A 20,793-nucleotide genomic window follows, 5' to 3' on the forward strand; every position below is an offset into this window, starting at 1 on the left:
CAGACATTCAATCCTCCAAAGTTCAGCCTGATGCGCTCAACCTTGGGGTGGTGCGGTTTGTTCCCGCAGTTACGCGGGCGCCCCGGCGGGTTCCGAGCTCCTGCGCACGACGACGACGGTCGCCAGCACCAGCAGCCCGACGACCGGCAGCGTGATCGCCGAGTTCACGCCGTTGGCGGCATCGACCGAGAGGTTGGCGATGATCACCAGACGGACGGCCACCTAGATGACAAGTCCGATGCCGCACATCGCCGAGAGCTGAACGTGGACATGGCGAAGGCGCGCTGAAGGGAATCGTCGCCGCGTCAGAGCCGTCGTAGCAGTGATGAATGCATCAGATCCGACCGGTCGGCGACGCCGACGTGGACGGTTGGTCGGCGATGATCGACGTCAACCTGCGTGACGGGTCCATCGACGATCCCGCACTGCGTGACCGAATCCGAAAGGGCATGGAGTCGTTCGGAATTGCGCCTGACACCGTCGCGAGGGCGATCGCATTCGCGATCGAGCAGCCCCGCGACGTCGAGATCGGCGACATCACCATCCGCCCGACCGTTCAGGGCTAGCGGGCCGGCGCGCTTCACGAGTTCGCCGCTCGTTGGTTCCCGACCGTGGTCTACCCGTGTGAAACCCCCGAATGGGCGATGGCATGGGCCATCCAAGACGCTAGAAATCCCTAATGCACCCTTGGCGCCTGCGCGACTTCCACGACGACGACCTGGACGAGCTCATCTCGATCTGGGAGCAGAACCGACTCCCCGGTGAACCCTTGCCCGCGTTCGGCGTCTCCGAAGTGGTGACCGGTGCGCGGTGCGGTCAACCGTGTGTCGTCGCTGTCGTGGGCGATCAACCGATCGGTATGGCCGGCGGACTTGTCCAGGGCGACCGGGCGTGGATCACGATGGTGGCCCTGGCCAGTCGGTGGCGCGATCGGGGCATCGGCAGCGCTCTGCTCAACGAACTGGAGCAGCGCCTGCGGATGGCGGGCGCGCGACGCATCACGGCGATGCTACCCCCGAAGGCGGCGGGGACGACGGCACTGCTGAATTCGGGTTACGAAGAGCGCACCGGGCTGAGTTACTTCGAGAAGATCGACCACCTCGGCTCGTCGGACGCGGGGCTGCTGTCCGCGCTGGGTGCCCAGGTGATCCCGCGCGGTCAGTGGCACGCAATGGCCGGAATGGAGGCCGAGAAGCTGGTCATCGAGCGCCGTATCGTGTTGCCGCTCGTCGAACCCAGTGCCGCAGCGGAATACGGAGTATCACCGCCCAAGGCGGTGATCCTGTTCGGGCCACCCGGCACGGGCAAGACGAGTTTCGCCAAGGCTGTGGCAGGCCGGCTCGGCTGGCCGTTCGTCGAACTCTTCCCGTCGCGGCTCGCCACGCCGGGCGTGGCAATGGCCGGGGCGTTGCGCGATGCCTTCGCCGCTCTGGCCGACCTCGATTCGGTGCTGGTGTTCATCGACGAAGTGGAGGAGATCGCCGGGTCGCGTTCGGGCGTACCAACGGATCCCGCGCACGGGGTGACCAACGAACTCCTCAAGCTGATTCCGGCCTTCCGGCAGCACGACGACCGATTGCTGGTCTGCGCCACCAATTCGGTGCGCTCGCTGGATTCGGCGATCCTGCGGCCGGGGCGATTCGACTACGTAATTCCTGTCGGCCCACCGGATGCGACGGCTCGTGCCGCGATCTGGGCCAGGTACCTCGCGCCTTCGGATTCGATCGACGTCACTCAATTAGTTTCTGCCAGTGCGATGTTCACGCCGGCAGACATCGAATTCGCCGCCCGCAAGGGCTCCCAGTCGGCGTTCGAGCGGGAGATCGAGTTCCGGCGCGGCGAGCCGGCCCGCACCGAGGACTACCTGTCGGCGATCGCCGACACCAGGCCGACGTTGACCGACACGATGCTCGCCGAGTTCGAGGAGGACATCGCGCAGTGCACCCGGCTGTGAAGGAAGGAAGGGAACCTGCCGTCCGGGGGTGACGGCAGGTTCCCTGGTCCTTCTTCAGTGTCAGGCAGTACGCCTATGCGGTGGCCTGAGCACCCAGCGTCCGCTGGATGTCGGGCAGCATCTGCTGGAACTGCTGACCCCAGTAGCCCCAGCTGTGGGTACCGGTGGCCGGGAAGTTGAACACACCGTTGGTGCCACCGGCGGCCAGGTATTTGTCCCGGAAGGTCACGTTGGTGCGCAGCGTGAACCCTTCGAGGAACTGCGCCGACATCAGGTTGCCACCGGAGGCACCGGTGTCCAGATCCGACGGGGTACCGGTGCCGCAGTAGATCCAGATCCTGGTGTTGTTGGCGACCAGCTGGTTGATGTTGACCGTCGGGTCATTGCGCTTCCACGCCGGATCACTCGACGGGCCCCACATGCTCTCGGCGTTGTAACCGCCGGCGTCGTTCATCGCCAGCCCGATCAGCATCGGCCACCAGCCCTCGGACGGGTTGAGGAAGCCCGAGAGCGACGCTGCGTAGACGAACTTCTGCGGGTAGTAGATCGAGTAGGTCAGCGCGGTGCCACCGGCCATGGACAGACCGACGACGGCGTTGCCGCCCTGGGCGACGCCGTAGTTGGTCTCCAGGAAGGCGGGCAGTTCCTGAGTGAGGAACGTCTCCCACTTGTAGGTGTAGTCCTGGCCGTTGCCCTTCGACGGCTGGTACCAGTCGGTGTAGAAGCTGGACTGACCACCGACGGGCATCACCGTCGACAGACCGGACTGGTAGGTCCATTCGAACGCGGCGGTGTTGATGTCCCAGCCGTTGTAGTCGTCCTGCGCGCGCAGGCCGTCGAGCAGGTAGACGGCGTGCGGGCCACCGCCTTGGAACTGCACCCTGATGTTCCGGTTCATCGACGGGGAGAACACGTCCAGGTATTCCACCGGCAGTCCTGGCCGGGAGAACGCCCCAGCCGTCGCCGAACCCCCGACGAAGCCGATCAGCCCGGGCAGGGTTACCGCTGCCATCAGTCCAACGACCAGCCGGCGCAACCACGTACCACGAATCATTCTGACGAACTTCATAACGGCAACAGACCGCCTCTCCTTTTGCATCCCTATGTCTTTAAGCAATCGCCGTTGCTTTGCGAGCGCAAGTGAATCACGCCCATGTGGTTCGTTCCGGCTGTCAACGCCGAGTTGTGACGTCGCGGTTGGCTAACGATTCCGACTCGGCGCAGAGACCTTGCAGGCTCATGAGCGCGCCGATTTGCCGTGTGACCTGTGTGAATGGAGTGAATTCTGTGGCTCACGACAGACGTATCCATATGCCACCCCCGAGACACCCACCGCGCGGCTTACTCCGGATTTCCGAGACTTCCAAGGCACTGAACTGCGACGATCACGCAACGCGCCCACAAAGGGGGGCAGCCGGCCCCTGGCGACACGCGTTGCAACGACGCGCAGAGGCTCATCGGACAGCGTGTCGTTACGCGATTCGACATCGGTGGCGGTTTCCACCTGGTCGTGGCGCTCAGCAAACTCAGTTAACGCCGAACCGCTGCACCGATCGCGGGGCCACACCCGACCGATGATTCAGTCCCGTTGGCGTCCAACGCAATTGGACGCGCCAGGACTTGTAGCTGTCTGCTCGGCGACCACTGCGGACAGGTCGCCCGAGGGTCGACCCGCCCATCGACAAGTCGGCGACTCGTCGGGCACGGTAGAGCCATGGCCGATCCTCATCACTTGGAACGCTTCGTCGAGGCGCAGGACCGCGGCGGCGCCTTCGATGCGGCGGTGCGGGAGCTCCGTGCCGGGCGCAAGACGTCGCACTGGATCTGGTTCGTCTTCCCTCAGCTGCGAGGACTCGGACACAGCGTCATGGCCGATGAGTACGGCATCGATTCACGCGACGAGGCGCTCGCCTACCTCACCCACGACGTCCTGGGCCCGCGGTTGCGGACGTGCACGCGGCTGGTCTCGTCGGTTCCCGGGCGCTCCGTCGACCTGATGATGGGCTCCGTCGACGCCCTCAAGTTGAAGTCGTCGATGACGCTGTTCGCGCACGTGAGCGACGACGATCCGGACTTCGCCGAGGTGCTCGACCAGTGCTACGGCGGCCAACGGGACACCCAGACCCTCAGAATGCTGGAGTCGCGTTAGACCTCGAGAATGACCCAGCCGTGAGGCTCGACGTCGATCCGGTCGATCAGGTCCTCGGTGGGAACGCCGGAGCCCGCGGCGATGCGTGCGCTGCCGATGCCGAACTCGGACAACGGCTTTTGTAGTGGCTCGTCATCCACGTTGAGTGCCACCACCAGCGATCCCGCGTCGGACGTGGTCCGGTAGACGTACTGGCGGTTGGCTAGGTGCAGCGCAGACGAGCGGGCGTCGTGCAGCCACGGGTGGCGACGTCGCAGACCGATCAGATGCTGGTGTAGCCGGAAGGCGTCGTGGCCGAGGTGCTCGGATTCGTCTGGGCGGGTAGGGAATTCGGGGCGCACGGCATCATCGCCGCCGAAACGCTCCTCCTTGACGCCGCGATAGGCCCACTCGTCGCCCGCGTACACGCTCGGCGTGCCGCCGATGGTCATCACGAGGGCGAGTGCGTGCCCGACGTGTCTTTCGTCGGTGAGCTGGCTGGCGATGCGGGTGACGTCGTGATTGCCGACGAACGTCATCGGCACGAACGTCTCGAGGAATTCGTCGTGCCTCGTCAAGGCGTGGTCGAGTTCGTGGAAGTTGCCGTCGTTGAGGCTGCTCCAGATGGCCTTCCACAGTTCGTACTGCGTCACCGAGTCGAACGTCGATGCGGAGACGGTGCCGGCGTAGTCACCGTGGATGACCTCGCCGACGAACCACGCGTCGGGGAACTCGCTGCGCACTCTCGGCAGCACCTGGGCCCAGAACCCATCGGGCACGGCGTAGGCGGCGTCCAGCCGCCAGCCGTCGGCGCCGCGGCGCAGCCAGTGCAACATGACGTCGACCACGTAGTCGACGACCTCCGGGTTGCGGTGGTTCAGGGTGATCAGCCCGTCGTGCCCCTCGAAGGTTGCGAAACCGTTGCGCCCCTTGCGGAACCACGACTCGTCGCCGCCGGCGAGCGCCTCCCGATAGCGGCCGAAGTCGGTGCCGACGTGGTTGAACACCCCATCGAGCAGGACTCTCAGGCCGCGCCCGCGGGCCTCCTCGATCAGACGGTCGAAGTCGGAGTCGTCGCCGAGGCGCGGGTCGATCGCATAGTGATCGACGGTGTCGTACCCGTGCGTCTGGGAGGCGAACACGGGTCCGAGTGCGATGCCCGATGCTCCCAGTTCGAGAGCGTGGTCGAACCACGCGGCAATGCGGCCGAGTCGGTGCTCATCGGCGGTGGGAGCAGGGTCGGCGGGGAATGCGCCGACGAACCCGAGCGGGTAGACCTGCCACCAGATTGCGTGCTCGACCCACGCTGGTTCGGTCACCTTCGGAACGTCGCTTCGTACATCGCCTTCATCTCCTCGGCGAGTTCGGGTGCGGGCCCGTCGAGTTCGATGCCCGGTGCGATCGTCGAGATCGGCAACGGCGTGACGGGTGAGGTCGACACACCCCACAACTGCAACCATCCGACCATCTGAGCGGTCGACGCCGCGTACACGATGCGGCCGAGTCCCACCCAGGCGTGGGCGGCAGCGCACATCGGGCAGTGCTCGCCAGAGGTGTACACCGTCGCGCCGGCGCGTTCGTCGGGCGTGAGGTTGGACGTGGACCAGCGGGCGATCTCGAATTCGGGGTGTCGGGTCGCGTCGCCGTCCTTGGTCCGGTTCCGATCCTCGATGCGAACGACGCCGTTCGCGTCGACCAATAATGAGCCGAAGGGGTCGTCGCCTGCCTCGAGTGCCTCCCTGGCAAGTTCCACACAGCGGCGCAGGTGTCCCAGGTCGTCATTGCTGATCGCCACAGCCGGAGTGTACGCAGCGTCTCGGGTCCGCCTTCGACGCGTCAGCGGGTAGCAGGCCAGCCCCAAGAACAGCGCGCACAGATGCCCGAGCGAGGTGAAGTTGGTGCGGAGCACCAGCGCCCCGCCGACGAGCAGGACCATCACGGCGAGGCAGCCCCCAACGCCACCGCGTGGGAATCCAGTAGAACAGCACCCCGACGATGCCGACGACGAAGTAGCTCACGCCTACGTCGCGCGCATCGATCAGGCGCGGCGACGCCGCAGCCTCCTGGATGGTCCAGTAGAGGTAGCCCTCGCTGAGGTAGGTCGCGCCGACGTGGCACACCAACCCGACGATCGCCCAGCGCAGATGCCCCAGCCAGCGCTCGGCAGGCGCCAGGAAGACCGTGAAGATCAGCAGGTAGGGCCACCAGTATCTGCCGTCTATCCACAGCAGGCTCTGGAACAGCACCCGCAGTGGATCGGACGCCAGGTGGTGCAGGTTCGTCGACGTCGACTGCAGCATCTGCCGCAATGTCCGTGCCGTCATCGAGTGCTGCACCAGCGTCGTCGCCAGAAGCACGACCAACCAGGTGTAGGTCAGCGGAGCGCTGCGCACGTAGCTGCGCACCCGATCCCACAGACGATTCACGTTCACCGACGATAGTGAACTCGATCCTGGGCGACCCGGCCTCTCCATGACCATCCTCAAATGCCTGCTATCGCCGGTGATATCAACCTTGCGAACGGGTCCCTACCCGGAGTCGCAGCAGCCGTCGTCGTCGACGTCGAGCCGACACGCGCAGGACGCCAGTATTGGCACGTCCGCCCTCGCACGGGCGAGGTCGAGCTGCCGACCGATGATCGCCGCATCGTCGTCGAGGCCCAGCCGCATCAGGCACTCGTGGTAGCCGTGCAGGCTCCACACGTTGCCGGGATGCTGGCATGGGCGGCTCAACGTCGGATCGAGTCCAAGATCGGCCGCGTACACCGCTGCGGCTTCGTCGAACCGGCCCTGTTCGAGCAGTAGCGCACCGTACGCGTGCCGGGTCGGCTGCATCCAACCCCACGGTTCGTCGTAGGGGAGTGCATCGTCGAGTTCGACTGCACGCTTGAGATATTCGAATGCCTCGTCAAAAAGACGCTCGCGGTAGGCGATTTCGCCGTCCAGCATGGCCTCGGCAACGGCGAGGATGTCGCGGCTGGTGTTGTTGAACAGGTACCGACTGTCCGGAATCGCGGCGTAGGCCATGCCGAACGCCTCCCGTTCAGCGTGCGCCTGCGCCAGCTGCCCCTTGGCTGCGTGCGCAACAGCGCGGCCGTAGTGGATCGTCGCGGCGGTCGTGCAGTAGAGCTCGACGTCGTCGGGCAGTGGCTGCGCGATCAGCTCGTCCCATCGACCGAAGCGGATCAGCACGTGCACTCGCAAGGGCGCGAACGCCTCGAGCCAATCGGCCATCGGCGGCGATTCGATCGACAACAGCTCGGGAGTCAGCTGCACGGCCAGCTCGTCGGCCGCCATCTTCGCCGTCGCATACCGACCCTCGAACATTGCCGAGTACACCACGAAGTGAAGGTCGTGCGCCCGGTAGAGCGAGTAGAAGTTGAGCGGTCCCTCACGATCGACGAACTTCCGGTCCGCTTGCACCGCAGCGAGATTCGCCTCGATGGAGCGTCGGTAGTCGCCGCACAGGACGTCGATGTGGGTGGGCATGTGCTGGAGGTGCCCTGCGTCGGGGACCAGGCCGCGCAACAGATCCGCGGCGGGCAGTGCGTCCTCGGGCCGCGCCGACATCTCCATCGCGTGCAGGTAAAGGTGCAGGACGCCGGGGTGCCGGCGGCCCTCCTCGGTGGCGAGCGCAGCATCGAGGACGTGCTTGGCCTCGACGACGCGCGACCCCGGTGCGGGCTCACCGGTCCTGGTGTCCCACAGCGCCCACGCCGAGACGTTCATCAACGCGTCGGCGGCGAGGGCCTGGACGTCGATGTCGTCCGGGTAGTCCGCGGCGAGTGCGGTCATGGCGTCGGCGTAGTCCGCGTGACCGGCCGTCAGAGCGTCGGCGTCCGCGGCGTGATCGGTGGGGAAGCGAGCGACGAGCGCGTCGATCAGGCCCCGCTCGACGACGGACGCCCGGCCGGTGCCGGCCCGTTCCAGTTCCCTCCGCGCCCTGGCCAGCGAGGCGGATAGGTCGGCGGGGTCGAAGGCCTCCCACGCCTTGTTGTAGTTCGGGCCGATCGCGTAGGCGATGCCCCAGCGGGCGATGGCGAGTTCGGGGTCCAGCGCCAACGCCCGCTCGAAACAGCGGATCGACTCCTCGTGATTGAACGCGTACGCCCAGACCATGCCGCGGTCGAACCACGACTGAGCCTGGGCGGACGGCGTCTCAATCGACCGGTGATAGGACCCCAGGTCGAAGTACGGCTCCACCTCGTGCGGCCCGGACGTGGTAACGGTCATGACTGGCACGATAATTCGTCCACGCCCTGGGGGCGAGCACTGCGATCACTGCGAGCGCGAGTCCGGTCGCACCCCAAATGGTTAGGGTGACAATCGGTGTCATGGCGCCGTTCCCGCCGAAGTACTCGATGCTGCGCAGCAGGGCGACGCCCGAACCCTGCGGGACGATCGCGTTGAACGTTCTATAGAAGCCCGAGAGCAGCGGCAGCCCGACCGGGCCCGCGGCCGCAGCGTTGCCGACGATGATCAGGAACAGCGTCACCAGCGCCGACGCGGCGGTGCCGAACGCGGCCGCGACGCCGGTGACGGCACCGCCGACGCCCATCGCGTACAACCACAGGGCACCGAAGACCTGCCAGGTGTGGCTGGTCATCGCACCGAGGACGGCGTCGACGTACAGCGTCACGCCACCCGCCAGCAGCGCGGAGTACGCCGCGAGACTCAGGGTGCGAAGCGCCAGCGTCGAGAACCTGCGCACGCTGCCCATCATCAGGCCGAACACCGCGGCGCCCATGGTCGCGCCGATCGACAGGAAGATGACGGCGTAGAACTCGACGGTGCCCTGCGGGTCGGCGGGCGAGGTCGGAGCGACGTCCTCGACGCTCGGTGTCAGGCCCGCCGTGGTGGCGATGGCGCGACCGACGGTCTCCGAGGCGTTGGCGACGCTGCGGCCACCGCCGCCTGCGACGTAGATCTTCAGGTCACCGGACTGCCCGACGACGAAGGCGGCGTCGGTCTTGCGGTCGTAGACCTGCGCGCGTGCGGCCGTCGCGTCGGCGACCTCGGTCACCTCCAGGGTGTCCTGGCCGCGGATCGCGTCGACCACCTGCTGCGGTCCGGCGACCGCGACGTCGAGGTGGTGCAGCGTCGGCTTGGCGAATGCGCCCGAGTAGCTCGCGATCATGGCGATGACGAAGACGGTGAGTCCCGCCATCGTCAAGATCATCTTGCGGACGTCGGCGCGTGAGACGCGCCGGTTGGCCACCGTCAGTTTCGGAGCGTGGTGTTCGTGTGGAGCTTCGTGCTTGCCCATGTCGGTCTCTTTCCTAACGGGGTCGGTGAGTGGTGGCGGAGAGACCCAAGAGCGCATCGACGGTGTCGAGCGCGGCGGTCACCCGCCCTCTGAGGTCGGTCGCGTCCGGATCTTCCATCCATGACCGCAGCACCTCCTGGAAGCCGCCGACGAGGAAGCGGCTGACGGACTCCGGGGCGATGTCGGCGATCGGGCCGACTACGTGCATGCCGTGCGCGGCGATCTCCTCGCAAGCGGGCAGGAGCTCTTCGCGAAATGCGGCCACCACGCGCTGGGTGACGGCGCTGGGCACCACGTTGCGGTACATCGTGCGGTGCTCGGCGGCGAAGGCGAACAACCCGACGATCCGCGCCCGGGCATCGCCGTGGATGTCCGCGACGGCGGCGGAGAACGCTACGGCGAACGCCGTTGCCACCGCGTCGTCACGGTCGGTGAAGTGACGGTAGAAGACCTGTCGGCTGACGCCCGCGCGCGCCACCAGATCCCCGACGGTGATCTCGTCGACGGACCGCTCGTGCGCCAGCGCGAACGCGGCGTCGCGCAGCAGCGTGCGGACGCGTTCGGCGCGGGGATCGGCGCTGTGGGTGCGGGTAGGCATGAAATCAGCGTAGGCGACTTCGTAGACAGTTGACCACGAAATATTCGGTTAACTAAGACACCTGTCGGCGTATATGTGACGGGCGCCTCGCACTGGACGGGGCGAGGCGGGTTCGTCGCACGTCGAGCGTGCGGTGAGGGCGAAATTCGGCGCGAAAACCCGCCCTCACCGCACGCTCGGCGCAACGGCTGATCGAACTGGGCGTGCCGGGAGCCACCGGAGGACGCGTTGCTCGTCGTCCACCCTGCCGTCGCACCCGCGTCTACCCTGGCGCCCACGCTACGGGTGGGCGGCAAACCGGGCTTCGTCGTCACGGACATGACCGACGTCGATCAGTTCGAACCGATTGAGCCACTTCCCATCTCATCCTTCTATCTGGTGCACGGCCTGAGCCGCGGCGACGATCTGGCCGCGACGCGGAGCGGCTTCTCCTGCACCTTGGCGCGAGACAACGCGTAGGCCCAGAAATTAGCCATGTCAACATGCGATGACATACTCTCGAGCAATGGTTTCGACTCGGGCGCGCAACGCTCAGGGGACCCGCGCCGACATCCTCGCTGCGGCGCGCTCGCGCTTTGGCGCCGAAGGCTACGAGCGCACCACGCTTCGGGCAATCGCCGCCGACGTCGGCGTCGACCCCGCGTTGGTCATGCGGTACTTCGGCAGCAAGCAGGACCTCTTCGCCGCCGCCGCCGCGTTCACTCTCGATCTGCCGGAACTCGAAGGCATCGACCCCGACCAGGTCGCCGAGGTTCTGCTGCCGAAGTTCTTCGCGGTGTGGGAGGACGACACCACGTTCGTCGCCCTCCTCCGGGCGGCCATGACGAGCGCCATTGCCGCCGAGACGATGCGGCAGGTGTTCGCCACGCAGGTGGCGCCCGTTCTGGCCGCCGTCACCCCCGACCACCCTGCGCAGCGCGCCGGCCTCGTGGGCGCATTCATCATCGGCCTCGCGACGACGCGCTACGTGCTGTCCAATCCCGCCGTCGCCCAGCTGAACCACGCCGAGCTCATCGGCTGGGCCAGCCCGGTGATCCGCCATCTGCTGGTCGGACCCGCGCCGACGACTTAGCAGCGACTCGACACCGGCGCTAGAACGTGTTCTAGTTCAAGTGTGCTTGACTTCCCCGTGGAGAACCTCAACGCCGAGGACGTCGAACGGTTGCGTGGCATCTACGAGCCGCTGACGAAGTCGGTCCGCGACTTGATCGACGCGACCATTCGGACCGAGATGGACGCCGATGCCGTGACGGCGGCGAAGGCCGAGATCGACGCGGCCACCGCCCGACTCCGCGGCAAACAGCTCGAGGGGTCCTTCGGCGTGCGCTTCGGCAGCGATGGCGACCAAATGCCCTGGGGCAACGTCGTGATCGGGATGCGCAATCCCGTGGCGCCACCCCTGTCGTTCACGCGCGCTGCCGACGGAACGGTGTGCGCCGACTTCACTCTCGGCGCCGCCTACGAAGGTCCGCCGGGACACGTGCACGGGGGTGTCGCCGCACTCATCCTCGATCATGCCCTCGGCGACGCGGCGAGTTCGCCCGAGAAGCCACGGCTGACCGGCACCATCACCATGCGCTACCGCCGAATGACACCGCTGGGCGAATTGCACGTCGAGGCCGCGATCGTCCGCGCGGAGGGCGTCAAGACCTTCGCCGCCGGCCACCTCGCCGATGCCCACGGTGTGACGGTCGAGGCCGTGGGCGTGTTCATCCAGCCGCGGTGGACACGCGACTGACCTTGCCGCGCCGACGGTTTCAGTCGGTGATGCCGACGAGGCTGCGGGTGATGTCACCGATCTCGGCTACCAGCACACGGCTGGCGGTGTCGCTGGGTCCGAGCTGTCGCGCGGCCTCGCGAATGCGCTGCTCGGCGGCGGCCACCCGGTCCCCGTCGATCCGCCATGGCTCACCCGGGGTCGTCGGTCCTCCGCACAGCGCCTCGGCGTACTCGTCGATCGCCACGACGAAGTCGCCGCTCAGCGTGGCCGACGGCTGAGCGGGCAAGTTGGATTCGAGCGTCGCGCACGAGGTGGTGACGGCGTTCAGCGCAGTGCGGTACGACTTCAACCACCGCCGCAGATCACCCGAGTCCGACGTCGTCGCACCTGCCGCCGCCTCGAACGCCGCCCTTGCGCGGAAAGCCCGCTCCCACGCTGCGGCCAGCGCTTCGCCGGGGTGCTCCAAGCCGTGCACGAAGGCCTTGATCACCGTTGCGGCGTAATCGATCTCGGTCCTCAGCAATTCACCCGCACGCTGTCGCAGACGGATCAGCGAGTGATCGGGCAGCACCACGTGGACGAGCACCGCGAGCGCACCCCCGATCATCGTTGCGATCAACCTGTCGGCCATGGTGCCCACCCCCGCGGTACCGCTGATGTCGATGAGGAACACGATCGTGGCCGCGAGGGCCGCACTGAGCGCCACGTATCCGAAGCCCGATGCCGCGGAGGCGATTCCGAGGGCCAGCACCGCCAACACGGCAGCCGCCAAGCCGGCGGGTTGCCAGATCATGGTCACCACCGACGCCGCGACGATGCCCACCGCATTGCCTGCCACCCGTCCCACACATCTGGTGTAGGTGTGGGCGGTCTCCGGACGCAGCACCATCAGCACGGTCAACGGAATCCAGTAGCCATGCGGAACGTCGGCGAAGCGTTCGACGGCCACCCCGGCACCCACCGCCGTGGCGAGGCGGATCGCATGCCGCAGTATCGGCGAACCCCACGTCAAGTGCGCGCCGACCGCCGCAGCCGCGATCGGCAGCGCCGAGAGGACACCGTGGCGCCCAAGTCGCGTGACGTGATCGGGGCCGGGAGTGAGCTCGCCGAAACTCAGTCCGACCGCTTCCCGAAGCTGGTGGGAAAGACGATGCGCCAGTGCGACGTTCGATACCGCCACCGTGTCAACTGCGGCCTCGACGCGCAGCATGCCGTCCATCGCTTCGCGTCTCGCGGTGCGGCCGCGACTTGCGACGACGTCCAACACCGCCGAGGCGGCACGGAGAAGCTCGGCCACCGCCCGGTCACCGGGCGATCTGACCGCCAACGCCGTCAGCGTGACGGATATCCGTTGCGGCAGGCCGTACCAGGCGCGATAGGCCAGGGGGCGCCGCCTGGCTTGACGGTCGGTCAGGGTGAACGAGTCGCGGAGCCAGAGCAGCGGTGCCGGATCGACGCCCGCACCCGGGTCCGCAGCGAGCTTCTGCGCGTCGACGCCCAGGGATCGGTATGCGCGGGTCAAGGCGTCCCGCTGCAGCCGCCACCGGCGTCGCGGCCACAGGCCGATCAGCACGGCCTGCACCAGGCCGCCGCCGACGGCGAGCACGGCCGCGGTCACCACCGACGAGGGGGTTGGCGCGACCGGCGGCGCGGTGACGAGCAGTGCGCCCGCCGCCGCGGCGATCAGCCCGGCGCTGGCACTGACCGCCCACTGCATCCCTGCGACGAAGCACCACGCCGTGGCAACCAGCACGAAGAGCACGCCGTACGACGACGTCGACGTGCCGAGCAGCACCGCGGCACCCATCTGAAACGAGATGGCCCCCACCAGGCGAAGGGGTCCGCGCGGACTGTCCTGCAGCGCAGCGGCTCCCGCGATCGCCGCCGCACCGGCCGCCGCCGTCGCCGCACCCGCCGACCCCCAGTGCAGCCCGGCACCGGCCGCGACGATCACACCGAGGAGACTGCGCCCCACCGCACCCAGATCGGGCATGGTGAGTCTCTGCGGTAGCCCCTTCATTGCCTGCCCATCACAACCGTCGAAACCTACCGAATCAAACAACCATTGTGGGTCACCGCCGCGGCCGTGGCGGTAGGTTCGTGCGGTGGAGAAGGTCATCATCACGCTCCGGGCAGCGGCCGTCGACGACTCGTGGTGCACCCGTGTGCGCACGGAGGTCGCGGACGATCTGCTCGCGCTGGGAGTGCCCGGTCTGGCGATCAACGTGCGGGATGCGTCGGTCGACGACTCGCTGATGACGTTGACGACACTGGACCCGCCGGTCGTCGGCTTCGCCAGCATCTGGACCCAGCAGTCCTACGGCCCGCACGTGCTGGGCGCCCTCGACCGGCTGACCGGCGAATGTGAACGTGTCGACGCGTATCTCGTCACAGAGTCCGTTCCGCTGCCGCCACCTTCGACGTTCCCGGCGTCGCGGACGCCCGGGTTCGCAAACGTGGCGCTGCTGCGGCGGCCCGAGGACCTGGACGAGGAAACCTGGCTCGCGCGTTGGCATGTCGACCACACGCCGGTGGCGATCGCGACCCAGTCGACGTTCGGGTATACGCAGAATGCCGTCGTGCGTGCGCTGACCTCCGGCGCACCGGCCATCGATGCGATCGTCGAGGAGTTGTTCCCCATCGAGGCGACACGGGATCTGCACGCGTTCTTCGGCGCCGCGGACGACGACGACCTCCGCGATCGAATGAACCGCATGGTGTCGAGCACGTCGGCATTCGGTGCCCATCAGAACGTCGACACCGTGCCGACCAGTCGCTACGTGATGCGCTCGCCATTCGGCGTGGAGGTGCCGAAATGACCACCCTCGACGACGCCGTCGGGCTGGCGGCGGCCGAAAGCGGTCTGGCCGTGGTCTCGACCGTTCGTGGCGACGGCACCGTTCAGGCGTCGCTCGTCAACGCCGGCTCGTTCCCGCATCCCGCATCGGGCGAGCAGACCCTGGCGTTCGTCACCTACGGCAGGGTCAAACTGGCCAACCTCCGGGCGCGACCACAGATCGCGGTGACGTTCCGCAGCGGGTGGCGGTGGGCGACGGTCGAGGGCACCGCCGAACTCGCCGGGCCGGCCGACCCGCAGCCGTGGCTTGCAGGCGACGCCCTGCGGCTGCTGCTCCGCGAGGTGTTCACGGCCGCAGGCGGACACCACGACGACTGGGCCGAGTACGACCGGGTGGTGGCCGAGCAGCGGCGCACGGTCGTGCTGATCACACCCACTCGCGTGTACTCCAACGGCTAGCGAATACGCTGCAGCCGTGCTGGTGCAGATCGACGACCTCAACGGCGTGCGAACCCTGACCCTGAACCGCCCCGAGGCGCTCAACGCGTTCAACGAGGCGCTGTACGACGCCACCACGATCGCCTTGCGGGAAGCCGACGAGGACCCGACCGTCGCGGTCGTCCTGTTGACCGGTGCCGGCCGGGCGTTCAGCGCGGGCAACGATCTGATCGAGATGCAGGCGCGCATCACCGACCCCGAATTTCAGTCCGGCCAGTACGGGTTCCCCGGCATGATCGAAACGCTAACCGCGTTGCGGAAACCGCTGATCCTGGCGGTGAACGGCCTCGGTGTCGGCATCGGCGCCACGATCCTGGGTTACGCCGATCTGGTCTTCATGTCCTCGTCTGCACGGCTGAAGTGCCCGTTCACCAGCTTGGGAGTCGCCCCCGAGGCCGCGTCGTCCTACCTGTTGCCGCAGCTGGTCGGCCGACAGAACGCCGCGTGGATGTTGTTGTCCTCGGAGTGGGTCGACGCCGACGAGGCGCAGCGGATGGGGTTTGCGTGGAAGGTGTGCGAGCCCGACGTTCTTCTGACAGACGCCCGTCGGCACGCGGAAATCCTTGCCTCACGGTCGATTCCGAGTCTCATGGCCGCGAAGCAGACCATTGTCGAGCCGACTCGGGCGGAGATCACGTCCGCCACGGCACGGGAGTACGCGCAGTTCGCCGAGTTGCTCGGGGGAGCGGCCAATGCCGATGCGCTGGCCGCGTTCGCCGATCGGCGCGGGCAAGAAGACTGACTACCGCGCTGCAGCGTGCATCGGGCAAGCATTGACGGCGGAGGCCTCGATGATCGCCCGCAGCGTGCGGCGGCAGCGTCCGCAGTCGGACCCCGCCCCGCACGCCTCGGCAATCTGCTTCGACGTCGACGCGCCGGATGCGACGAGTTCGGTGACGGCCTTGCTCGTCACTCCCGCACACAGGCAGACGAACATCAGGTGGTCACCCGTTCACCGGTGGCCGCGTGAAGGGGGAGCGTTCGAGAGTCGACCGCGAATGCGCCGCCATCCCCGCCCATCGATTCCGCCTTCGATTCCGGTGCGCGCACGGCGATCCCGAGCAGCACGTCCAATAGGTTAGTAGAGTCTAACCTTAGTTAGGGCAGCCAGTCCATAACCCGTGACGAACACGCCGAAACCAGCATTACATCCGTCATTCCCGCCTGCCCGTTGGACTAGGTTGAGAACGACCCCCGTGCCGGACGGGACGCAGCAGACACTGACACGTGACCAGCCCTCACGGTGTTATAGGAGCAATGAAAATGCAAGGCGATGCCGACGTCCTCAAACTTCTCAACGAGCAGTTGACCAGTGAGCTGACCGCGATCAACCAGTACTTCCTGCATTCGAAGATGCAGGAGAACTGGGGATTCACCGAACTCGCGACGCACACGCGCAAAGAAGCGTTCGAGGAGATGAATCACGCGGAGGCCATCACCGACAGAATTCTGTTGCTCGACGGGCTCCCCAACTACCAGCGGCTGTTCTCGCTGCGCGTCGGCCAGACGCTGCGCGAGCAGTTCGAGGCCGACCTCGCCATCGAGTACGAGGTGTTGGCACGCCTCAAGCCCGGCGTCATCATGTGCCGTGAGAAGCAGGATTCGACCAGCGCGATCCTGCTCGAGGGGATCCTCGCCGATGAAGAGGGCCACATCGACTACCTCGAGACGCAACTCGAGCTGATGGACAAGCTCGGCGAGGAGCTCTACTCGGCACAGTGCGTGTCGCGTCCTCCACAGTAGGGACCGCGCACGTAACTCTCTAGCCTATCTAAGCGATACGTTCGTGGGTGTTTCCAAGCGCCCGAACACTTCGGGAGGCAGGCATGACGAGTCCCACGGGGACGACCACCGCGGATCCTGAATCGGCCAACGCGCTGATCAGTCCGCGGCGACGCAACTTCATCTTCATCGGCGTGCTGCTGGGCATGCTGCTCGCCGCGCTCGATCAGACGATCGTGGCGACGGCCCTGCCGACCGTGGTCGCCGACCTCGGCGGCGCGGGTCACCAGTCCTGGGTGGTGACGAGTTATCTGTTGGCGTCCACGATCGTCACGGCGATCGTCGGCAAGCTCGGCGACGTCTTCGGCCGCAAGACCGTCTTCCAGGCAGCCGTGGTGTTCTTCCTCGTCGGGTCCGTGCTGTGCGGACTGGCCGGCTCGATGACCATGCTGGTCGCCTCGCGCGCTCTCCAGGGCATCGGTGGCGGCGCCATCATGGTGACCTCGATGGCCGTGATCGGCGAGGTGATTCCGCTGCGCGACCGCGGGCGTTACCAGGGCGCGCTCGGCGCGGTCTTCGGCGTCACGACGGTGATCGGACCGCTGCTCGGCGGCTTCTTCACCGACAATCTCAGCTGGCGGTGGGCGTTCTGGATCAACGTCCCGGTCGCGATCGTCGTCCTGATCGTCGGTGCTGCCGCGATCCCCTCCCTCGCGAGGGCGGCCCGACCGGTCATCGACTACGCGGGAATCCTGTTCGTCGGCCTCGGCGCGTCAGGTCTCACCCTGGCGACCAGCTGGGGTGGCGGCGAGTACCCGTGGACGTCGCCGGTCATCATCGGACTCTTCGTGGCCTCGGCGGCCTCGCTCGCGGCGTTCGTCTGGGTGGAACTCCACGCCGTCGAGCCGATCCTGCCGATCCGGCTCTTCGCGAGCCCCGTGTTCACGGTGTGCTGCATCCTCGGCTTCATCGTCGGCTTCGCCATGCTCGGCGCCATGACGTTCATGCCGACGTTCATGCAGTTCGTCGACGGCGTGTCGGCGACCGAGTCGGGCCTGCGCACGCTGCCGATGGTCGCCGGGTTGCTGATCACGTCGATCAGTAGCGGCGCGATCGTCGGGCGCACCGGCCGCTACAAGATCTTTCCCGTCGCAGGCACGGCGATCATGGCCATCGGGTTCTTCGTGCTGTCCGGCATGGACCAGTTCACACCCACCTGGCAGCAGTCGGTGTACCTGTTCATCCTCGGTACCGGCATCGGATTCTGCATGCAGGTGCTCGTCCTTGTCGTGCAGAACACCTCGAGCTTCGCCGACCTCGGTGTGGCGACCTCGGGGGTCACCTTCTTCCGGACGATCGGGAGTTCCTTCGGCGCAGCCATCTTCGGCTCCCTGTTCGCGAACTTCCTGGCAGGCAAGCTCGGGCCCGCGCTCGTCGCCAGCGGTGCGCCCCCCGAGGCCGCCGAGTCGCCGCAAGCGCTGCACCAGCTCGCGCCCGCGATGGCCGCACCGATCATCGACGCCTACGCCGACTCGCTCGGCACCGTGTTCCTGTGCGCCGTACCGGTGGCGATCGTCGGCTTCGTCGTCGCGCTGTTCCTCAAGGAAGTACCCCTTCGCGAGATGGACGCCGTCTCGGCCACCGACCTCGGTGAGGGTTTCGGCATGCCCAGCACCGAATCGCCGCAGAAGATCCTCGAGGTCGCGATCGGTCGGATGTTTCGAGACTCCCCGGAGATCCGGCTTCGCAGCCTCGCCGGCGGGCCGGGCTGCGAGCTGCCCGTGCCGCAACTGTGGGCGCTGTTGCAGATCTACCGACAGAATCAGGTGTTCGGTTCGGCGACGCTGGCGGAGATCGGGGAACGGCTCCGCGTGCCGTTCGAGGTATTGCAACCCACGTTCGACGAAGTGGTGCGCACCGGGTATGCGCTGAATGCCGGCGGGAAGGATGGGCGGCTGTGGCTTACGCAGGCCGGCATCAAACAGGTGAACACGTTGTCCGCGGCCATCGTCGGCCGGATCGTGGACAAGCTGGCTCAATCGCCGAGCTTCGAGGGTCGCCCGGACCGTGTACAGGTCGACGCCGCGCTGGAGCGCATCGCCCACCGCATGCTGGTGCAGAGAGACTGGGCCGACGACCCGAAGGAGCTCGCCGCCGCACGCTGACACCGCAGACTAGAACGTGTTACAGAAGCACGTTGTCGCAGGTACGATTCGGCCATGAGCCGAATTGGACCCTTCGCCGACGACGACGCCGCCGCATGGGTGGTGAAGTCGCCCGACATCGGCACTGCGATGGCGAAGTTCACGAAAGCGGTCTACACCAAGAACCGGTTGCCGATGCGCGTCCGCGAACTGGCCCGCATGGTGATCGCGCTCGACAACGAATGCGTGGTGTGCCAGAACACCCGTGACTCGGCGGGCGTCGCAGCAGGGGTCGACGAAGAGATCTATGACCACGCCGCCGAGTGGAAGACCTGGCCCGGCTACAGCCCTCAGGAGCGCATCGCCGCGGAATTCGCCGCGAGATTCGCCGACGACCACACCGGGCTGCGGGACGACGAGGAGTTCTGGAAGCGCTGCAACGAGCAGTTCGACCCCGAACTGCTGACCGACCTCGCACTGTCCTGCGCCATGTGGCTGGGCATGGGCCGGATGCTGCGAACGCTGGACATCGGGCAGTCCTGCAAGATCACGCTGTAATCCTTGGCGCCGCACGCCATCGGCCTTCTGCGCGTGCAGAATGGGAGCCATGCCAGCCACCCCGCTCGCTGCAGCGGCCATCTCCACGCTCGAGTCGGACGGAGTCGTCACCCTCATCGGCACGGTGGTCAACGCGGCCGGGCTCGTGCACGCGAAGACCGTCCCGCTGAACAGAGTCAGCGCGTTCGCGGACCCGGGTCTCGGCGCCAGTCCCGTGTGGCACGTCTTCACGATCGACCAGGCGGGCATCGCCGTCGGCGGCGCCATCGGCGTGGTCGGTGATCAGCGCATCCGCATCGACACCGACGCGCTGCGGGTCCTCGGCGACGGCCTGGCGTGGGCGCCGGGATCGTTCTTCGACCAGGAGGGCTCACCCGATCCCTTCTGCAGCCGTGGAACATTGACCCACATCGAGGAGCGCCTCGCCGCAGCGGGCCTCAGCGCACAGGTCGGCCACGAGATGGAGTTCGTACTGGTCGGACCCGACGGCGCGCGCCTCCCCTCGGACTCGTGGGCGCAGTACGGCTTGGCGGGGGTCCTCGAATTCGAGGGCTTCGTCCGCGACGTCACCGAGGCGGCCACGACGTCGGGGGTGGCCATCGAACAGTTCCATCCCGAGTACGGCGCCAACCAGTTCGAGATCTCGCTCGCACCGACGTCGCCCGTCTCCGCAGCGGACCAGCTGATGCTCGCGCGGATCATCGTAGGGCGGGCGGCCAGGAAGCACGGCGCTCGAGCCAGCCTGTCGCCGGTCCCCTTCGCGGGCAGCGTCGGTTCCGGTGCCCACCAACATTTTTCGTTCAAGCACAAGGGCGTGCCACTGTTCTCGGGTGGCCATGGCGCGAGAGGGATGAGGCCCGCCGGCGAGGCTGCGGTCGCGGGGGTATTGTCCGGGCTCACGGAAGCCCAAGGGGCGCTGTGTGGTTCGATTCTCTCCGGCCTCCGGATGCAGCCAGGAAGTTGGTCGGGGGCCAGCGTCTGTTGGGGTACGGAGAACCGCGAGGCCGCGATCCGCTTCTTGCACGGCGGGCCGGGAAACCCACACGGCGCCAACGTGGAGGTCAAGGTGGTCGACCCGTCGGCCAACCCGTACTTCGCGACGGCGGCGATCCTCGGTCTCGCCCTCGACGGCATCGAACGCGAGCTGCCTCTACCCCCCGAGGTGACGGTCGATCCTTCGACGCTCACCGACGCCGAGCGGACCGAGGCCGGCGTCGGCCTGCTGTCCTGCAGTCAAGCGGCGACCATTGACGCCCTGGCCGAATCCTCGCTAATGCGCGGCATTCTCGGCGACGCCGCGGTCGATGCGATCGTGGCCGTCCGTCGCTACGAGCACGCGAACTTCGCCGATCTGACACCTGGCGAACTCGCCGAGAAGTTCCGGCTCGCCTGGAGCGTCTAACCGCTTG

General features: G+C 67.1%; 23 protein-coding genes and 1 pseudogene. 14 read left to right on the forward strand and 10 right to left on the reverse strand.

The window, feature by feature from the left end; genetic code table 11:
• Positions 1-69 precede the first annotated feature (69 nt).
• Positions 70-222: a hypothetical protein gene (locus VET27_RS03915; protein WP_526515346.1), complete on the reverse strand. Its 153-nt coding sequence runs from the start codon at positions 220-222 to the stop codon at positions 70-72.
• A gap of 107 nt (positions 223-329) precedes the next feature.
• On the opposite strand from VET27_RS03915, the gene VET27_RS03920 reads away from it, so the two are divergent.
• Positions 330-566 carry a hypothetical protein gene (locus tag VET27_RS03920; RefSeq protein ID WP_526515348.1) on the forward strand — a complete coding sequence of 79 codons (237 nt, stop codon included), beginning with the start codon at positions 330-332 and terminating at the stop codon, positions 564-566.
• A 113-nt stretch (positions 567-679) separates the two neighbouring features.
• Positions 680-1,954 (forward strand): ATP-binding protein, encoded by a 1,275-nt coding sequence (locus tag VET27_RS03925; protein WP_526515350.1) that lies wholly within the window; start codon positions 680-682, stop codon positions 1,952-1,954.
• Between the two features lie 73 nt (positions 1,955-2,027).
• Here VET27_RS03925 and VET27_RS03930 read toward each other — a convergent pair whose 3' ends face one another.
• Complete coding sequence (locus VET27_RS03930; protein ID WP_526515352.1) at positions 2,028-3,023, reverse strand: alpha/beta hydrolase; 996 nt, start codon at positions 3,021-3,023, stop codon at positions 2,028-2,030.
• A 645-nt stretch (positions 3,024-3,668) separates the two neighbouring features.
• Between VET27_RS03930 and VET27_RS03935 the strand changes: the two genes are divergently transcribed.
• Positions 3,669-4,103, forward strand: a complete 435-nt coding sequence (locus VET27_RS03935; protein WP_526515354.1) for a DUF1810 domain-containing protein — start codon at positions 3,669-3,671, stop codon at positions 4,101-4,103.
• On the opposite strand, the gene VET27_RS03940 is transcribed toward VET27_RS03935, so the two are convergent.
• On the reverse strand, positions 4,100-5,401 hold the full coding sequence (locus tag VET27_RS03940) for an alpha-amylase family protein (RefSeq protein WP_526515356.1): 1,302 nt from the start codon (positions 5,399-5,401) through the stop codon (positions 4,100-4,102). The genes VET27_RS03935 and VET27_RS03940 overlap by 4 nt on opposite strands.
• A complete protein-coding gene (locus VET27_RS03945; protein ID WP_526515582.1) occupies positions 5,398-5,877 on the reverse strand; it encodes a nucleoside deaminase in 480 nt (159 codons plus the stop codon). The genes VET27_RS03940 and VET27_RS03945 overlap by 4 nt, the downstream gene beginning before the upstream one ends.
• 103 nt (positions 5,878-5,980) lie before the next feature.
• Between VET27_RS03945 and VET27_RS03950 the strand changes: the two genes are divergently transcribed.
• On the forward strand, positions 5,981-6,523 hold the full coding sequence (locus tag VET27_RS03950; RefSeq protein WP_526515358.1) for a hypothetical protein: 543 nt from the start codon (positions 5,981-5,983) through the stop codon (positions 6,521-6,523).
• A gap of 87 nt (positions 6,524-6,610) precedes the next feature.
• Here VET27_RS03950 and VET27_RS03955 read toward each other — a convergent pair whose 3' ends face one another.
• The 3 genes from VET27_RS03955 to VET27_RS03965 are packed head-to-tail and all read right to left on the reverse strand — an operon-like array spanning position 6,611 to position 9,945.
• Complete coding sequence (locus VET27_RS03955; RefSeq protein ID WP_526515360.1) at positions 6,611-8,314, reverse strand: tetratricopeptide repeat protein; 1,704 nt, start codon at positions 8,312-8,314, stop codon at positions 6,611-6,613.
• The gene (locus VET27_RS03960) at positions 8,241-9,347 is read right to left on the reverse strand and encodes a hypothetical protein (RefSeq protein WP_526515362.1); all 1,107 of its coding nucleotides are present in this window, start codon (positions 9,345-9,347) and stop codon (positions 8,241-8,243) included. The genes VET27_RS03955 and VET27_RS03960 overlap by 74 nt, the downstream gene beginning before the upstream one ends.
• A 13-nt stretch (positions 9,348-9,360) precedes the next feature.
• Positions 9,361-9,945 (reverse strand): TetR/AcrR family transcriptional regulator, encoded by a 585-nt coding sequence (locus VET27_RS03965; protein WP_526515364.1) that lies wholly within the window; start codon positions 9,943-9,945, stop codon positions 9,361-9,363.
• Positions 9,946-10,167: 222 nt separating this feature from the next.
• Between VET27_RS03965 and VET27_RS03970 the strand changes: the two are divergent.
• The 3 genes and pseudogenes from VET27_RS03970 to VET27_RS03980 form a co-directional block, all read left to right on the forward strand.
• Positions 10,168-10,404 (forward strand): annotated as a pseudogene (locus VET27_RS03970) (DUF5701 family protein); the annotation flags it as partial.
• 46 nt (positions 10,405-10,450) lie between these two features.
• A complete protein-coding gene (locus tag VET27_RS03975; protein WP_526515367.1) occupies positions 10,451-11,017 on the forward strand; it encodes a TetR/AcrR family transcriptional regulator in 567 nt (188 codons plus the stop codon).
• Between the two features lie 42 nt (positions 11,018-11,059).
• Complete coding sequence (locus VET27_RS03980) at positions 11,060-11,683, forward strand: PaaI family thioesterase (RefSeq protein ID WP_526515369.1); 624 nt, start codon at positions 11,060-11,062, stop codon at positions 11,681-11,683.
• 19 nt (positions 11,684-11,702) lie between these two features.
• Here VET27_RS03980 and VET27_RS03985 read toward each other — a convergent pair whose 3' ends face one another.
• Positions 11,703-13,658, reverse strand: coding sequence for an FUSC family protein (locus tag VET27_RS03985; protein WP_526515371.1), 1,956 nt, complete (start codon positions 13,656-13,658; stop codon positions 11,703-11,705).
• 112 nt (positions 13,659-13,770) lie between these two features.
• Here VET27_RS03985 and VET27_RS03990 point away from each other — a divergent pair, with 112 nt between their 5' ends.
• The 3 genes from VET27_RS03990 to VET27_RS04000 are packed head-to-tail and all read left to right on the forward strand — an operon-like array spanning position 13,771 to position 15,702.
• The gene (locus VET27_RS03990) at positions 13,771-14,484 is read left to right on the forward strand and encodes an EthD domain-containing protein (RefSeq protein ID WP_526515374.1); all 714 of its coding nucleotides are present in this window, start codon (positions 13,771-13,773) and stop codon (positions 14,482-14,484) included.
• On the forward strand, positions 14,481-14,921 hold the full coding sequence (locus VET27_RS03995) for a TIGR03618 family F420-dependent PPOX class oxidoreductase (RefSeq protein WP_526515376.1): 441 nt from the start codon (positions 14,481-14,483) through the stop codon (positions 14,919-14,921). The genes VET27_RS03990 and VET27_RS03995 overlap by 4 nt, the downstream gene beginning before the upstream one ends.
• A gap of 16 nt (positions 14,922-14,937) precedes the next feature.
• Positions 14,938-15,702 carry an enoyl-CoA hydratase/isomerase family protein gene (locus tag VET27_RS04000; RefSeq protein WP_526515378.1) on the forward strand — a complete coding sequence of 255 codons (765 nt, stop codon included), beginning with the start codon at positions 14,938-14,940 and terminating at the stop codon, positions 15,700-15,702.
• Here the strand turns inward: VET27_RS04000 and VET27_RS04005 are convergent, their stop codons facing one another.
• Together VET27_RS04005 and VET27_RS04010 are read right to left on the reverse strand one after the other, a co-directional pair.
• Positions 15,703-15,897, reverse strand: a complete 195-nt coding sequence (locus tag VET27_RS04005; protein ID WP_526515380.1) for a (2Fe-2S)-binding protein — start codon at positions 15,895-15,897, stop codon at positions 15,703-15,705.
• The gene (locus tag VET27_RS04010) at positions 15,897-16,028 is read right to left on the reverse strand and encodes a hypothetical protein (protein ID WP_526515382.1); all 132 of its coding nucleotides are present in this window, start codon (positions 16,026-16,028) and stop codon (positions 15,897-15,899) included. The genes VET27_RS04005 and VET27_RS04010 overlap by 1 nt, the downstream gene beginning before the upstream one ends.
• 195 nt (positions 16,029-16,223) lie before the next feature.
• On the opposite strand from VET27_RS04010, the gene bfr reads away from it, so the two are divergent.
• The 4 genes from bfr (at position 16,224) to VET27_RS04030 (ending at position 20,786) form a co-directional block, all read left to right on the forward strand.
• Positions 16,224-16,703, forward strand: coding sequence for a bacterioferritin (gene bfr, locus VET27_RS04015; RefSeq protein ID WP_526515384.1), 480 nt, complete (start codon positions 16,224-16,226; stop codon positions 16,701-16,703).
• An 83-nt stretch (positions 16,704-16,786) separates the two neighbouring features.
• A complete protein-coding gene (locus tag VET27_RS04020) occupies positions 16,787-18,847 on the forward strand; it encodes an MDR family MFS transporter (RefSeq protein ID WP_526515386.1) in 2,061 nt (686 codons plus the stop codon).
• Positions 18,848-18,901: 54 nt separating this feature from the next.
• Positions 18,902-19,384 carry a carboxymuconolactone decarboxylase family protein gene (locus VET27_RS04025; RefSeq protein WP_526515388.1) on the forward strand — a complete coding sequence of 161 codons (483 nt, stop codon included), beginning with the start codon at positions 18,902-18,904 and terminating at the stop codon, positions 19,382-19,384.
• Between the two features lie 49 nt (positions 19,385-19,433).
• Positions 19,434-20,786, forward strand: coding sequence for a type I glutamate--ammonia ligase (locus VET27_RS04030; RefSeq protein ID WP_526515390.1), 1,353 nt, complete (start codon positions 19,434-19,436; stop codon positions 20,784-20,786).
• Positions 20,787-20,793: the final 7 nt, after the last annotated feature.

Origin of the sequence: Mycobacterium sp., from assembly GCF_035633495.1 — a bacterium.
Taxonomy (GTDB): Bacteria; Actinomycetota; Actinomycetes; order Mycobacteriales; family Mycobacteriaceae; genus Mycobacterium.